The organism is Oerskovia merdavium, assembly GCF_014836755.1.
GTDB lineage: Bacteria > Actinomycetota > Actinomycetes > Actinomycetales > Cellulomonadaceae > Oerskovia > Oerskovia merdavium.
This window is the reverse complement of sequence record NZ_JACSQF010000014.1, coordinates 68,839-82,112: the sequence shown is the minus strand read 5'-3', so window position 1 is coordinate 82,112 and position 13,274 is coordinate 68,839. Positions and strand designations below refer to the sequence as shown.

At 72.8% G+C, this 13,274-nt stretch carries 15 protein-coding genes and 1 tRNA gene; 8 read left to right on the top strand and 8 right to left on the bottom strand.

The window, feature by feature from the left end; all coding sequences use genetic code 11:
* Window positions 1-3: 3 nt before the first annotated feature.
* The 4 genes from H9641_RS13955 to H9641_RS13940 all read left to right on the top strand — a co-directional run bounded on the left by H9641_RS13955 (window position 4) and on the right by H9641_RS13940 (window position 2,331).
* Window positions 4-88 (top strand) — tRNA-Leu (locus H9641_RS13955).
* Window positions 89-289: 201 nt separating this feature from the next.
* Window positions 290-1,051, top strand: coding sequence for a class E sortase (locus H9641_RS13950; protein WP_191804765.1), 762 nt, complete (start codon window positions 290-292; stop codon window positions 1,049-1,051).
* A complete protein-coding gene (locus H9641_RS13945) occupies window positions 1,051-1,209 on the top strand; it encodes a hypothetical protein (protein WP_169834197.1) in 159 nt (52 codons plus the stop codon). The genes H9641_RS13950 and H9641_RS13945 overlap by 1 nt, the downstream gene beginning before the upstream one ends.
* A 138-nt stretch (window positions 1,210-1,347) precedes the next feature.
* Window positions 1,348-2,331: a S66 family peptidase gene (locus H9641_RS13940; protein WP_318244594.1), complete on the top strand. Its 984-nt coding sequence runs from the start codon at window positions 1,348-1,350 to the stop codon at window positions 2,329-2,331.
* A 93-nt stretch (window positions 2,332-2,424) separates the two neighbouring features.
* Here the strand turns inward: H9641_RS13940 and H9641_RS13935 are convergent, their stop codons facing one another.
* The 8 genes from H9641_RS13935 to H9641_RS13900 form a co-directional block, all read right to left on the bottom strand.
* Window positions 2,425-2,859 (bottom strand): VOC family protein, encoded by a 435-nt coding sequence (locus H9641_RS13935; RefSeq protein ID WP_191804761.1) that lies wholly within the window; start codon window positions 2,857-2,859, stop codon window positions 2,425-2,427.
* A 72-nt stretch (window positions 2,860-2,931) separates the two neighbouring features.
* Window positions 2,932-4,326, bottom strand: coding sequence for an LssY C-terminal domain-containing protein (locus tag H9641_RS13930; protein WP_318244593.1), 1,395 nt, complete (start codon window positions 4,324-4,326; stop codon window positions 2,932-2,934).
* 124 nt (window positions 4,327-4,450) lie between these two features.
* Entirely contained in the window at window positions 4,451-6,466 is a 2,016-nt protein-coding gene (gene ligA / locus H9641_RS13925) for an NAD-dependent DNA ligase LigA (protein ID WP_191804759.1), read from the bottom strand.
* A 134-nt stretch (window positions 6,467-6,600) separates the two neighbouring features.
* Window positions 6,601-6,816, bottom strand: a complete 216-nt coding sequence (locus H9641_RS13920; protein ID WP_191804757.1) for a hypothetical protein — start codon at window positions 6,814-6,816, stop codon at window positions 6,601-6,603.
* 56 nt (window positions 6,817-6,872) lie between these two features.
* The gene (locus H9641_RS13915; protein ID WP_191804755.1) at window positions 6,873-7,817 is read right to left on the bottom strand and encodes a DNA-3-methyladenine glycosylase family protein; all 945 of its coding nucleotides are present in this window, start codon (window positions 7,815-7,817) and stop codon (window positions 6,873-6,875) included.
* Complete coding sequence (locus tag H9641_RS13910; RefSeq protein WP_191804753.1) at window positions 7,814-8,464, bottom strand: methylated-DNA--[protein]-cysteine S-methyltransferase; 651 nt, start codon at window positions 8,462-8,464, stop codon at window positions 7,814-7,816. The genes H9641_RS13915 and H9641_RS13910 overlap by 4 nt, the downstream gene beginning before the upstream one ends.
* A complete protein-coding gene (locus tag H9641_RS13905; RefSeq protein ID WP_318244592.1) occupies window positions 8,461-8,991 on the bottom strand; it encodes an RNA polymerase sigma factor in 531 nt (176 codons plus the stop codon). Before H9641_RS13905 ends, H9641_RS13910 begins: the two co-directional genes overlap by 4 nt.
* A gap of 64 nt (window positions 8,992-9,055) precedes the next feature.
* Window positions 9,056-9,583 carry a methylated-DNA--[protein]-cysteine S-methyltransferase gene (locus H9641_RS13900; protein ID WP_318244591.1) on the bottom strand — a complete coding sequence of 176 codons (528 nt, stop codon included), beginning with the start codon at window positions 9,581-9,583 and terminating at the stop codon, window positions 9,056-9,058.
* Window positions 9,584-9,771: 188 nt separating this feature from the next.
* On the opposite strand from H9641_RS13900, the gene H9641_RS13895 reads away from it, so the two are divergent.
* The 4 genes from H9641_RS13895 (at window position 9,772) to H9641_RS13880 (ending at window position 13,166) form a co-directional block, all read left to right on the top strand.
* A complete protein-coding gene (locus H9641_RS13895; RefSeq protein ID WP_191804747.1) occupies window positions 9,772-10,581 on the top strand; it encodes a metal-dependent hydrolase in 810 nt (269 codons plus the stop codon).
* A 203-nt stretch (window positions 10,582-10,784) separates the two neighbouring features.
* The gene (locus H9641_RS13890) at window positions 10,785-11,756 is read left to right on the top strand and encodes a serine protein kinase RIO (RefSeq protein WP_318244590.1); all 972 of its coding nucleotides are present in this window, start codon (window positions 10,785-10,787) and stop codon (window positions 11,754-11,756) included.
* Between the two features lie 64 nt (window positions 11,757-11,820).
* The gene (locus H9641_RS13885; protein ID WP_191804745.1) at window positions 11,821-12,753 is read left to right on the top strand and encodes a Gfo/Idh/MocA family protein; all 933 of its coding nucleotides are present in this window, start codon (window positions 11,821-11,823) and stop codon (window positions 12,751-12,753) included.
* Entirely contained in the window at window positions 12,750-13,166 is a 417-nt protein-coding gene (locus tag H9641_RS13880) for a hypothetical protein (protein ID WP_191804743.1), read from the top strand. Before H9641_RS13885 ends, H9641_RS13880 begins: the two co-directional genes overlap by 4 nt.
* Window positions 13,167-13,274: the final 108 nt, after the last annotated feature.

Genomic DNA, 13,274 nt, shown 5'->3' with positions numbered 1-13,274 from the left:
CCCGTCCGGGTGGCGGAATGGCAGACGCGCTAGCTTGAGGTGCTAGTGCCCTTTATCGGGCGTGGGGGTTCAAGTCCCCCTCCGGACACTCGTTGAGACAGCGAACAGCGGAGCGGGTCCAGGGAAACCTGGGCCCGCTCCGCTGTTCTGTCTCGAGCCCACCACGACCAGGCCCCACCACCTGCGACGACGGCCCTTTTCCACCCTGCGTGCACGGGCCTCGGCCCGCCTGGACCGACTAGGCTGTGGACTCGATCCGCGCAGCGGTCACGACCGGAGAAGAGGGCTTGTGAGGCACACCAGCAACCGAACGCGAGGCGGTTCCGGCGGTGGTGCGGTCTCCGCGGCCTTCGGGGTGCTGGGCGAGCTGCTGATCACCCTCGGCGTGATCTTCGGCCTGTTCGTCGTGTGGCAGCTGTGGTGGACCACGGTCCAGTCGAACCAGGCCGCCCAGACGATCATGACGCAGTTCCAGGAGTCGCTTCCGGAAGCCCCTCAGGTCGCGGGCGAGCTGCGTACCGACGCTCCCCCCGTCCCGGAGGCCGTCGCCGAGGGCGAGACCATCGGCGCGCTCGTCGTGCCCGCCTGGTACGGCAAGACCGACAACACCATGCCGATCGTCCAGGGCACCACGACCGCGCTGCTCAACAAGGCCGTCGCCGGTCACTACACGCAGACCCAGCAGGTCGGCGAGGTCGGCAACTTCGCGCTCGCCGGGCACCGGCGTACGTACGGCAACTCGTTCCGCTTCGTCAACGAGCTCGTCGAGGGCGACCAGGTCATCGTCGAGACCGCGACCACCTGGTACGTGTACGAGGTCACGGGCCACGAGATCGTGCTGCCCAGCCAGGTCGACGTCATCGCCCCCGTGCCCAACCAGCCCGGCGTCGAGCCCACCGAACGGCTCCTGACCCTCACGACGTGCCACTCCCCCACGCTCGGGGAATTCGGCAACTCCCACCGATGGATCACCTACGCCAAGTTCGTCGGCTGGATGGACCGGGCCGACGGGATGCCCGAGCAAGTCCTCAACGACCCAGGAGTGCAGTGATGTACGGGTGGATCTTCCGGCACCTGCCGGGCAACCGCTTCGCCAAGGTCGTGCAGTCGCTGATCCTGGTCGCGGCCGTGGTGCTCGTGCTCTTCACATGGGTGTTCCCGTGGGTCGCCGAGACCTTCAACGTCAACGGCGACCCGAACTTCGACTGAAGCGCGTGGGGCGGGCGCTGATGATGCGAACGGTGCAGCATCCGGTGTGCCGACGGACCACCGTCACGATGTCGTGGTCTCCTGGGCGGCATGCCTCTGCGCTTCCCACGCCCCCTTCGCCCTGGTGACCGCATCGGGGTGACGAGTCCCTCGGCCGGCGTCGGCGAGCTCGGACGATCGCGCATCGACTACTCGATCGGCTGGCTCCGGGCACGAGGGTTCGAGGTGGTCGTGGGTGAGTGCATGAGCGCAGACCGGTGGATCTCCGCACCGAAGTCACAGCGGGCCGCGGAGCTGACCAGCATGCTCACCGACCCGGCGGTTCGTGCAGTCATCCCGCCGTGGGGCGGTGCTGGGACCGCGCTCGACCTGCTCGACCAGCTCGACTACGAGGCCATCGCGCAGGCAGAGCCGACGTGGGTCGTCGGCTACTCGGACTCCTGTTCGTGGATGGTGCCGCTGACGCTCCGGTCCGGGTTGGCGACGCTGCACGGCGACAACCTCGCCGACACACCGTACGAGACGCTGCCAGGTCTCGTTCACTGGCTCAACCTCGCGATGTCCGACGGCGTCGTCACGCAGTCCGACAGCGGGGTCGCAGCGAGCTGGAGCCCGCTGTCGAACGCGTCCGCGACCGAGTGGCTCGACAAGAGGCCCAGCAGCTGGGACCTGTACGGCCCCGCGCCCACCCTGGACGTCACAGGAACGCTGATCGGAGGGTGCATCGAGGTGCTGTCCGGGATCGTCGGCTCGCCTTATGGCGATGTCCGGGCGTTCGGGCGCCGGTTCGGACCACTCCTCGTCTACCTCGAAGCAGCCGAAGAATCTGCGTTCACCATCTGCCGGTATCTCCACCAGCTCCGGTACGCCGGCTGGTTCGAGAGCGCCGCCGCAGTACTCGTGGGCAGCACACGGGCACCGGGAGGGACTACCGACGGTGGACTGTCGCAGCGCGACGCCGTCGTCGACGCCCTCGCGGACCTCGACGTCCCCATCGTCTTCGACATGGAGATAGGCCATGTACCTCCGCACCTGCCGTTGCTCAACGGCGCACAGGCGCGGGTGGTGATCGACGCGGCGGAGCGGAGCATCGTCCAGTCCTGGCCGAGCACCAGTCGCTAGCCTGCGCTCGTGAGCGGTCCCTCCCGGGTGCCCGCCATCTCCGACCGGCGGAGCGGAAGGTCTGATGGGCGCCCGGCCCCGGCGTCGGCACGCTCAGTCGAGGCAGAACTCGTTGCCCTCGACGTCCTGCATCACGATGCAGGACTCCTCGTCGTCGTCGGCCGGGAGCAGGCGCACCCGGGTCGCGCCCAGCGCGACCAGCCGCGCGCACTCGGCCTCGAGCGTGGCGAGGCGCTCGGCGCCCACGAGCCCGGTGCCGACCCGCACGTCGAGGTGCACGCGGTTCTTGACGACCTTGCTCTCCGGGACGCGCTGGAAGTACAGGCGTGGGCCGACTCCGGTGGGGTCCTGGCAGACGAACGCGGCCCCTCGGTCGGCAGGAGGCAGGGTGTCGGCGAAGTCCTCCCACGTGGCGAACCCCTCGGGCGGCGGTGGGACGACGTACCCCAGCACCTCGCACCAGAAGAGGGCGACGCGCTCGGGTTCTGCGCAGTCGAAGGTGACCTGGAACTGCTTGACCGATGTCATCGGGCCACGATATCCGCGGGTCCTCCGTCGAGGACGCCCGGTCGCCTCGCGACACGCCAGGGGCGCAGCCCGTCACCCGGCCGTGGCCACCTCGGGCCTGCGCCGTCGCTCCCGTCGGAGACGACGCTCGGCGCGCTCGTCCCGGGTGTACTCCGCGGCGTCCTTGCTCGAGAGCGTGAGCAGCACCAGGATGTCGAGCGCCACGGTCAGCAGGGTCGTGCGGAACGTGATCTGGTCGCCGGAGACGGCCCAGCCCACGAACGAGGACGTCGTGCTGATCGCCGCCAGCACCATGACCAGGGCACGCGCCCACGTCCGGCCCTTGAAGACCCGCCAGGCCAGGAAGAGCTGGAACAGGGCGACGAGCGAGAGCAGCACAACGACCACGACCAGCAGCGGGCCCGACGCCTCGTCGATGTCCTGCTGGGTCACGTCGCCGCCCAGGAACAGCGACCTCAGCGTCTGGTCCCAGTGCAGAGCGAGGTTCGCGAGCCAGATCAGGTCCGCGACCACACCGAGCACGACCAGCAGCGCGCCGGCCGTCGTCGCGGCCGGGCGGCGAGGCTTCTGCGCAGCGGTGTCCACGACCGGCCCGGTCGGGGCAGCCACGGCACGGACGTCGACGACGGGGAGGTCGCCGTCGGTCCTGATCGCGTCGCCGCCGCCGTTGCGCGCGTGGTATCCCGTCGAGAAGTCCTCGATGACCTCCACCTCGACGCCGACGTCGGCGCCCCGGAGCGTGGCCACGACGTGGTCGCGCTCCTGGTCGGTGTCCGCCTCGATCTTGTGCGTGACCTGGAGCGTGAAGAGCGAGAACCCCACCGACCGGTCGTAGGTCCCGGCCGCGAGCCAGTCGACGCGGCGGCCTCCCGGCAGCGGCCAGTCGGGCGGGCACCGCCAGAACCGGATGTGGTGCCGTCGCGACGGGTTGCCCTCGACCTCCTGCTGGTACGCGAAGTCCTGCTGGCGCCCGAACAGGAACAGCGGGCTCACGGGAGCCTGGTCGTAGCTGCGCCTGCTCAGGGTCGCCGCGACGATGCGTCCGCTCGAAGCCAGCGTGACGTCGTCCGCGACCGTCCACCCCGCCGCCTCCAGCGCGGCACGCACCTGACCCTCCTCACCCAGCAGGGCCAGGTTGACGGGGTCGCCCAGCAGGCCGTTCGCGGTCCGGGTGCGACCGATGAAGTACTCGGGCACGTAGAGCGTCGTGAGGATGCGGTGCAGGCGCGGCAGGGCCAGGTACGCGATCACGAGCCACACCGCGACGACGTAGAGGACCGTGAACCAGCCGATGTGGATCGACTCGCTCAGCACGAGCCATGCGAGCCACACCGACGCGAGGCCTGCGAAGACGAAGAAGAAGCCGTCCCCGAGCTCGACGATCCGGTGGCTCGCACCGCGACGACGTGCCGGTCCGGCGGTCGGGACCGCGGAGCCGACGGCGTCGGGCGCGCTCTGGCGGGTCACGTTCCCACCCTAGGTCGCGGGGCCGGATCGGGCCGGGCGAACGACGGCGGCGCGCACCCGCCCGCCCGCGCAGGGGACGGGGAGCACCTCCTCGGCTGTCGCCCGGCTTCCTCGGCAGACGCCGCTACCCGACCATCGCCAGGAACTCCGCGGGCGTCACGATGCGCACGCCCAGGTCCGTGGCCTTGACGTACTTGCTCGAGGTCGAGGGCTCCGAGACGAGCAGGCTCGTCGCGGAGGACACCGACGAGGAGGCCTTGCCGCCGTTGGCCTCGACGAGCTCGGCGACCGTGGTCCGCGAGTAGCCGGGGACGGAGCCCGACACCACGACGGTCATGCCCGCGAGCGGCAGGGCCGCCGTGTCCTCCGGGTCCGGCGCGGTGCCCGTGTGGACGCCGGCCGCGGCCAGTCGTGCGAGGACCCCGCGGGTCTCGAGGTCGTCGAGCCCCTCACGGATCGCTGCGGCCCGGATCGGTCCGATCCCGTCCACGGCCGCCAGGTCCTCGACGGTCGCGGCGCGCAGCAGGTCGAGCGTGGGGATGGCCGCCGCGAGGCGTCGTCCCATGGTCCGCCCGGTCATGCGGATGCCCAGCGCCGTGATGACCCGGTTCCAGGCCGCCCCCTTGGCCCGCTCGATCTCCGCGGCGATCTTGACGGCGTTCTTGGCACCGAGCATGCGGCCCTCGCCGAGCGGTAGCGACGTGAGGGTCTCGACGTCGAGCGAGAAGAGGTCCGCCACGTCCGCGACCAGGCCCTGCTCCACGAGCGACTCGACGATCTCCGTACCGATGCCCTCGATGTCCAGGGCGTCACGGCTCACGGCGTACCGGATCGTCGCACCGACCGACAGGCTCGGGTCGGTCGAGCGCCACAGCAGCGTGCTCTTGTCCCACTCGCCGCCGTTCGGGTCGGTCGCGGGCGGGGTCCAGGGCGTCGAGTCGGCCGGGCGCTCGTCCAGGACCACGGACTCGATGTACGGGATCACGTCGTTGGCGCGCTTGACGACCACGGTGTCGCCGACCCGCACGTCCTTCTCGAGCATCCAGGTCGCGTTGTGCCCGGTCGCGAACGTGATGGTCGTGCCGCCCACGAACACGGGCTCGACCTCGACGCGGATCGCGAGACGCCCCGTGCGACCGACCCCGGTCGTGACCGCCACGACCCGGGTCACGGCGGTCTCGGCCTCGTACTTGTACGCGACCGACCACCGCGGGGTGCGCGACCCGGAACCGAGCCGTGCACGGTCGGTGTCGAGGTCCGCCTTGACGACGATCCCGTCGATGGGGAACCCGAGGTCGGGGCGACGCTCGGCGAGCGCGCCCACGGCCGAGCGCACCGCGACCGTGCCCGGCTCCCCGGTCAGGACCACGGGCTCGCCGCCCGCGAGCCACGGGGCCAGCGCACGGGCCGTGCCGACCCCGGCCTGCTCGACCACCGTGAGCCGGGCGCTGTACGACGGGTCGGCCACGATCGCCGGAGAGTCGTCCACGGGCACCACGTCGTAGGCCGCGAACGTCAGGAGACCCGCGTACGCCGCGTCGCCCTTGCGCAGGATGCCCGCGGCGGCGTTGCGCGGGTTGACGAACGGCGCCCCGCCCAGCGCGGCCCGGGCTGTCTGCGCCGCTGGGAACCGGGCGTCGGCCATGAACACCTCGCCCCGCACCTCGACCGAGAGGTCCGCTCCCACGAGCCGCGCGGGCAGCCCGTCGATCTCGAGCCGTCGGACCCGCTCGGTCACGTCCTCGCCGGTGCGTCCGTCGCCGCGCGTGGCGACCAGGTCGAGGCGTCCGGCGCGGTAGACCGCCCGGATCGCGAGCCCGTCCAGCTTGGGCTCGACCACGACGGGGCCGTCGATCGCGAGCACCAGGGCGTCGAGCGCGTCGAGCGTGGGAGCCTTGTCGAGCGAGCCCATCATCGTGGGGTGCTCGACGTCGCCTCCCGCGGACTGGCCTGCGGCCACGGCGTCGAGCAGGTCCGCGAACTGCCCCGCGAGCGAGGGGTCGGCGGCCACGGCGATGCGCAGCTGCTCGATGCCCGAGTCGTACTCGGCATCCGACATCCTGAGCTCGTCGGTGTCGTAGTAGGCGCCGGCGGCGGCGCGCAGCCCCTCGGCCAGCGCGGTCAGGTCGGTGTCGCTCATCTGCATGCCCTTCGCGTGTGCGTGCTCGCACCCTCGTGCCGGGCCGGTCGGCCCGCGGGGTGCAGTCTTGCGCACGCCACCCACGCGCGCCGGTCTCCGGTCCTCCCGGAGGGCCGCGCGCCCGACGAGCCGGGTCAGACCGAGCAGTCGCAGACCGGGTTGAACTCGACGACCTGGTCGCCGAGCTCGGGGTGCGCCCAGGCCTGGGCCTCCGCGAGGGACGCGAACCGGCGTCCGGCGAGCCGTCCGTTGGCGAACAGGACCCCGGCCTCGATCTGGTCGCGCACGTCGTCGTCCGCGTCGAGGTCCGGCACGTCCCGGTCCGGTGCGGTGTGCGTCGTGGTGCTCATGGTGCGTCCTTCCCGAGGGCCGAGGCTTCTTCCAGTATGGCTCCGGTCGCGCGGCGTCAGTAGGCGGTGTGGGTCCAGAGGTGGAACAGCGCGTAGGCACGGACCGGCGACCATGCCTCGGCCGTCCGTGCGGCCGCGCGCGCGTCGATCCCGCCGAGAGCCTTGCGGAGCACCAGGTCGCCGGGCACGAACCCGTCGCGGTCGCCCAGGACCTTGACCGAGAGGTAGTCGACCGTCCACGGCCCGATCCCGGGCAGCGCGAGCAGCCGCGCGCGGGTGTCCGCGAGCGCCGCGGGGTCGTCCGCGACGTGGGGCCCGAGCACGAGCCCGTCCGCGCAGGCGGCAGCGAGAGCGAGCAGCGTGCGGGTCCGGGCACCCGTGATCCCGACGGCGGACTGCAGCTCGGCGGCCTGGGCGCCCGCGAGCATGTCCGGGTCGGGGAACAGGCGCAGGCCGTCCGCGCCCACGACGCCCGCCTCGCGACCGTAGGCGGCCGCGAGCCGCCCCGCGAAGGTCCGGCACGCCGCGAGCGAGACCTGCTGGCCCAGGACGGTCGTGACGGCGGCCTCGAACCCCGACGGGTGCCCGACGACACGCAGTCCCGGCCGTCGGGCGAGCAGGGGCGCGAGCACCGGGTCGGCCCCCAGGACCGTGTGCACGGTCGCGAGGTCGGCGTCCGCGTCGAACCACCGGGCGACCAGGGCACAGACCTCGTCGGCGCCCGGCCCGCTCCCCCGCACACCGATCTCCTCGGGCGTCAGCCGCACCGTCACGGCCACGGCTCCCGCGCTCGTCTCGACGAGCCGCGTGACCTCACCACGCGCGAGGTCGGAGCGGTCGACGCGGTCGACGCCGGGCACGGCGTGCGCGACGAGCGTCGCGAGCGCCGAGGCCGCGTCGAAGGGCCCGACCACCGGGACGCGGCGCGTCCACGACCCGACGCCCACCTCCGGCGCGCCGGCCTGCGGGACGGTCGCGACGCCGTCGGGCAGCGAGGTCATGCCGCGCTCTCCAGCGCGAGCAGCAGACGCTTGGCCTCCGGGCCGCCCGCGTAGCTGCCGCTCGTGCCGTCCGAGCGCACGACCCGGTGGCACGGCACCACGAGCGGCAGCGGGTTCTTGGCGCACGCGGTCCCCACGGCCCGCACGGCGCGCGGGCTGCCCGCCGCCACCGCGACCTGGGCGTAGGACGCGGTGCGCCCGTAGCCGATGTCGCGCAGGTGGCTCAGCACCTCGCGCCGGAAGGGCCCCGAGGCCATGGTCAGGTCGAGCGGCAGGTCGAACGTGCGGCGCTCGCCCGCGAAGTACTCGTCGATCTCGGTCGCGAGCCGGTCGAGGCGCGCCGGGGACCGCAGGACGCGCGGGCTCACGGTGCGGGCGATGCGGTCGAGCACGGCGTCGTGCCCCTCGACGTCGAACGCGATGCGTACGACGCCCTGGTCGGTCGCGGCGAGCAGGAGCGTGCCCACGGGCGTGTCGAGCGTGCGGTAGGCGACGTCGAGCAGGCCCGACGACGCCGCGTCGGCCGCGAGGCGGTCGTGCAGCCGCGAGAGCGCGGCCCGGGAGTCGTCGTCGGGCGTGGCGCCGCGGTCGAGGTCCCTCCCGAGGGAGGCGAGCAGGTCCGTCGGACGGGGCGAGGTGTCGCTCATGAGGCACTTCCCTTCGGGGTGCGGGCGGTTGAGGAAGGACGGGCAGCCGGATACGTGCGCCGCAGCGCGCCCATGCCGTCCGAGGCGGCCCGGCGCGCGGCCTCGGGGCTGCCGCCGAGGATCGACGCGACCTCCTGGTACGGCAGGCCGGCGACGTGGTGGTATGCCACGGCCTGGCGCTGCTTGGGGGGCAGGGCCGCGAGCGCCCGCCACAGGTCGTCGTCGCCCTGCTCGATGTGCTGCCCGGGGATCCCGTCGCGGCTGGGTGCGTGGACCAGCTCGGCGACGTCCGGCACCGCGACCGGTGCACGGGCCCGGCGCCGCGTGACGTCGATCGCCTTGCGGTGCGCGATCGTCACGAGCCAGGCCTCGACGTTGGCGCCCTCGTCGAGGCGCGGGTAGGCCGTGAGGGCGGACAGGAAGGTCTCGGACCAGGCGTCGTCGGCGTCCACGGGACCGAGGACCGCGCGGCACACGCGCAGGACCGTGGCGCCGTGCTCGGCGACGACGTGTTCGAAGGGCTTCACGTCGGGTAGACGCACCGCACGCCCAGGACGTGAGGTGCCCTGTGCCACGGGATGCGAGACGCCATCAGAACAGCCGGCTCGCGCGGGTCTCGTCCGACTCCTCGAGGGCGAGCAGGAACTGCTTGCGCTCGATCCCGCCCGCGTAGCCCGTCAGGCTGCCGTCGGCGCCGACGACCCGGTGGCAGGGCACGACGATGCTCAGCGGGTTCTGGCCGTTGGCGGACCCGACCGCGCGGGCCAGGTTCTTGTCGCCGAGCGCGAGCGCGAGGTCGCCGTAGGAACGCGTCTCGCCGTAGGGGATCTGGGCGAGCAGCGCCCAGACCTTCTTCTGGAAGCCGTCGCCGACCGGGGCGAGCTCGAGGTCGAACTCGCGGCGGGTGCCGGCGAAGTACTCGCCGAGCTGGACGCGGACCTCCTCGAAGGCGTCGTCGTCGCGCTCGCCGAACGTCTCACCCGTGGGACGCCGCTTGTGGGCGTCGAAGTACAGGGCCCGGAGCCCGTCCGCGCCCCCGACCGCCGTGAGCTCTCCCACGGGCGAGCCGAAGATCCCGTGGCGGACGGTCCGCTCGGGCCGGTCAAGCAGCTGCGACACGGGAGTGCCTCCTGTCCGGTGCGTGCGTGCGGGCCTGGTGTCGGTGTGTCCCATGCACTGTAGACGCCAGGGTCTGACAGATCGTGAGGTCGGGTGTGGGTGCCCGCCGGGTAGGGTGTGCTGTCGCGCGGGACAGACCGCGCGAACCGCACGTGCGGGACGAACACGACTGACGGGACGAACGCATCATGATGGGTGGCCACCACGCCGCCTGCGGCGCGGCCGCATGGGTGGCGGTCACCTCGACCGCCCCGTACACGCTCGGCATCTACCCCGTCTCGGACGTCGGGGTCATCACCGGGGCCATCGTGTGCGCCGGCGCGGCCCTGCTGCCCGACGCAGACCACCACTCGGGGACCATCGCGCACTCGCTGCCGCCCGTGTCCGAGGGCGTCGCGAACGTCGTCGAGACCATCTCGGGCGGCCACCGCCGCGGCACGCACTCGATCCTCGGGATCGCGGTCTTCACCGGGCTCGCCTGGCTCGCCGGTCTCGTGACGATCGAGTCGGACACGTTCGGCACCGTCGCGATCGGGGCGGGCTTCGTGGCGATCCTGCTCGTGGCGTTCGCGCTCAAGGCCCTCAAGCTCACGCGCGGGGGCAGGCTCGGGCCGTGGATCGGGTCGGTCACGATCGCGGTCCTCATCGCCCTCCTGGCCCCCGAGGAGTGGAACTGGCTCCCGGTCGCGGTCGGGCTCGGCGTCACGGTCCACATCGTCGGCGACATCATGACCACGGGCGGCTGCCCGCTGCTGTGGCCCATCACGTTCAAGGCCCCCCGCTGGGTGCGGCGCACCAACGTGCTCAACGACATCTGGCGTCCGGGCGGGAACTTCGCGCTCCCGGTCCTCGGCAACGCGGGGTCGGTGCGCGAGTGGCTCCTGCTGATCCCCGTCAGCGCGTACGCCGTCGTCGGTGTCGTGTGGTCCTTGCTGACGCAGATGGGCTTCGACACGAGCGGCACGTACACGCTGCTCGTGCAGTCGTTCGCTGGCTGACCGGAAATACCGTTGCCTACCCTCGCCGCCGGGTGCGAGGGTAGGCACGTCCTCCGGAGAAGGTCCGGCGCGAGCGCGTGGCCAGAGGCCGCGAGAAGGAGAGGTGTCGTGATGACCGTCGTCGTCGTTCCCCACGCCTCCACCTTCCCGAGGAGCACCGGCCTCTGACGCCCGGCTCCTCACCTCGACCGAGGAGCCCCACCGTGCACGAGCACACCGACCTTCCCGCACTCCCCCGACCCACCGGCGCGTTCGACGCCGAGGCGTTCGCCGCCTTCCACGACGACTCGTCCGACGACGCCTACCGCCGCGCCTCCTTCCCGAGCTCCGTCCAGGAGGACGCACCCGACCTCGACCCGGACCTCGACCCCGACCAGCGCTGGTCCACGTGGTCGAGCGTCGAGAAGGGCATGCGCGGCCCCGAACCCCGCCCCGAGTGGGTCGTGACCGCCGACGCCGCGATCGACACCGACCTCGGCGTCCTCAAGACGGGCAAGGAGGCCGACGTCTTCCTGCTCGAGCGGGCCGTGCCCGACGAGCCGGACCAGTTCTCGCTGCTCGCGGCCAAGCGGTACCGCAGCTCGGAGCATCGCGCCTTCCACCGCGACTCCGCGTACGTCGAGGGACGTCAGGTCCGGCGCTCGCGCGACCGCCGCGCGATCGAGCGCAAGTCCTCGTACGGGCGCGAGGCCGCAGCCGCCCAGTGGGCCAACGCCGAGTTCGCTGCGCTGACGATGCTGTGGTCCGCCGGCGCCCCCGTCCCGTACCCGGTCCAGATCGACGGGACCGAGATCCTCATGGAGTTCGTCGGGGAGCACGCGAGCACGGGTCAGGTCGACGGGTCGCCCGCGAGCCGGGTCGCCGCCCCGCGCCTGGCACGCGTGCGGCCAGACGCCGGCACGGTCGAGGGCTACTGGGACCAGGTCCGTGGCGCGATGGGGATCCTCGCCGCCCACGGGTACGCGCACGGCGACCTGTCGCCCTACAACGTCCTGGCCCAGGGCGAGCGGATCGTCATCATCGACCTGCCGCAGGTGCTCGACCTCGTCGCCAACCCGCACGGCACCGAGCTGCTCATGCGCGACTGCCGGACCATGTGCGCGTGGTTCCGCTCGCGGGGGCTCGACGTCGACGAGGGCGAGCTGTTCGCCGAGCTCATCGCGCAGGCGTGGTGAGGTGGCGCGGCACGTGACCTGGCCCGGCGTCCGGCCTGGCCCGGGGGTCCGGGAGAATGACCGGATGACCCAGAACGTCCGTGTCGCGCTCGTCGGGCTCGACTCCTCGCACGCCGACCACTACGTGCGCCTGCTGAACGTCGAGCGGCGCTTCCCGGGCGTCCGGGTGACGGTCCTCGCGGACGGCGCACCCGAACGTGTCGAGGAGCTCGCCGCGGCGAGCGCGGCGGCGGGCACCGGGGTCCGCTCCGGCGTGCCCGACGACGTCGCGTCGGTCGACGCCGTGATCGTCGCCCACCGCGCGGGCCGGCTCCACCGCGCGGCGGCCCTGCCCTTCGTCCGGGCAGGGCTGCCCGTGCTGGTCGACAAGCCCTTCACCGCCTCGGTCGCGGACGCCCAGGAGCTCGTGACCGCGGCGCGCGCGAGCGGGGCCCTGCTCCTCTCGTGCTCGGCCCTGCGCTTCGTGCCCGACGTCGCGCGGCTGCGCACCGAGGCGGCCGCGCTCGGCGCGGTCACAGCCCTGACGGTCACGGGCCCCGCCGACCCCCGGTCGGTGCACGACGGGCTGTTCTTCCTGGGCGTCCACCTGGTCGAGGCAGCCCGGGCACTGCTGGGAGGCGACGACGGGCTCGCGTGGGGGGAACCCGCCGTCGGGCAGGACGAGGACGGCGTGACCGCGACCGTGAGCGCGACCACGGGCGGACGCGACGTCGTCGTGCGCCTGCGGTTCGTGGACCCCGCCCTGCACCCCACCCAGCCCTTCCACGCGACGGTGACCACGACGGGCGGGTCGGTCGAGGGCGAGCTGGAGGTCGGGCCGGACTACCTCGCACCGGTCCTCGCGCACTTCCTGGCGCAGGTCGCAGGAGAGGTCGCAGCGGACGGGGCGGACGAGCTGGTCGGGCCGGTCGCGCTGCTCGCCGCGATCACCGCAGGACTCGAGCAGCCCGCCCATCTCGTGCCGGGCGAGCCCACCGCGCCTACCGTGAGGGGATGACGACCCCCACCGGCGACGCGACCGCCTACGACCACGACGACGTCCAGGCCTTCCTCAACTCGTACGGCGTGGCGCTCGCCGCCGGGGACCTCGACACGATCGCGGAGACGTACGCGTTCCCCGCCCTGGTCGTGACCGACGAGGCCTCGGTCCTCATCAGCGACGCCGAGATGGTGCGCGAGTCCTTCCGCGGCGCGGCCGAGGGCTACCGCGAGCGGGGGCTCGTCGGAGCGGTCGCGCAGATCCGGTCGCTCGGGACCACGAGCGCCGGCCTGGTGTGGGTCGACGTGCGCTGGAGCTACCGCGACGAGTGGGCGGGCGAGGCCGACACCGAGAGCTTCCGCTACCTGCTGCGGCGCGGCCGGGACACGTTCCAGATCTGCGTGGTCGTGCCTGTGGACCCGTTGGCGTGAGGGGCCGCGTCGGGCCGGTGAGGCGCGGAGGAACGGGGCCGGGCCGGGAGGGGTGCTGACGAGCGAGGTCGGCTGAGCGGGAACGGTGTGGGGGGGGGGGGGGGGGGG

Excerpts from the sequence above, each read along its gene's own strand:
- H9641_RS13885 (WP_191804745.1), top strand. The coding sequence starts at position 11,821 with ATGACCCAGAACGTCCGTGTCGCGCTCGTCGGGCTCGACTCCTCGCAC.
- ligA (WP_191804759.1), bottom strand. The coding sequence starts at position 6,466 with ATGAGCGACACCGACCTGACCGCGCTGGCCGAGGGGCTGCGCGCCGCC.
- H9641_RS13880 (WP_191804743.1), top strand. The coding sequence starts at position 12,750 with ATGACGACCCCCACCGGCGACGCGACCGCCTACGACCACGACGACGTC.
- H9641_RS13945 (WP_169834197.1), top strand. The coding sequence starts at position 1,051 with ATGTACGGGTGGATCTTCCGGCACCTGCCGGGCAACCGCTTCGCCAAG.
- H9641_RS13895 (WP_191804747.1), top strand. The coding sequence starts at position 9,772 with ATGATGGGTGGCCACCACGCCGCCTGCGGCGCGGCCGCATGGGTGGCG.
- H9641_RS13915 (WP_191804755.1), bottom strand. The coding sequence starts at position 7,817 with ATGACCTCGCTGCCCGACGGCGTCGCGACCGTCCCGCAGGCCGGCGCG.
- H9641_RS13935 (WP_191804761.1), bottom strand. The coding sequence starts at position 2,859 with ATGACATCGGTCAAGCAGTTCCAGGTCACCTTCGACTGCGCAGAACCC.
- H9641_RS13910 (WP_191804753.1), bottom strand. The coding sequence starts at position 8,464 with ATGAGCGACACCTCGCCCCGTCCGACGGACCTGCTCGCCTCCCTCGGG.
- H9641_RS13920 (WP_191804757.1), bottom strand. The coding sequence starts at position 6,816 with ATGAGCACCACGACGCACACCGCACCGGACCGGGACGTGCCGGACCTC.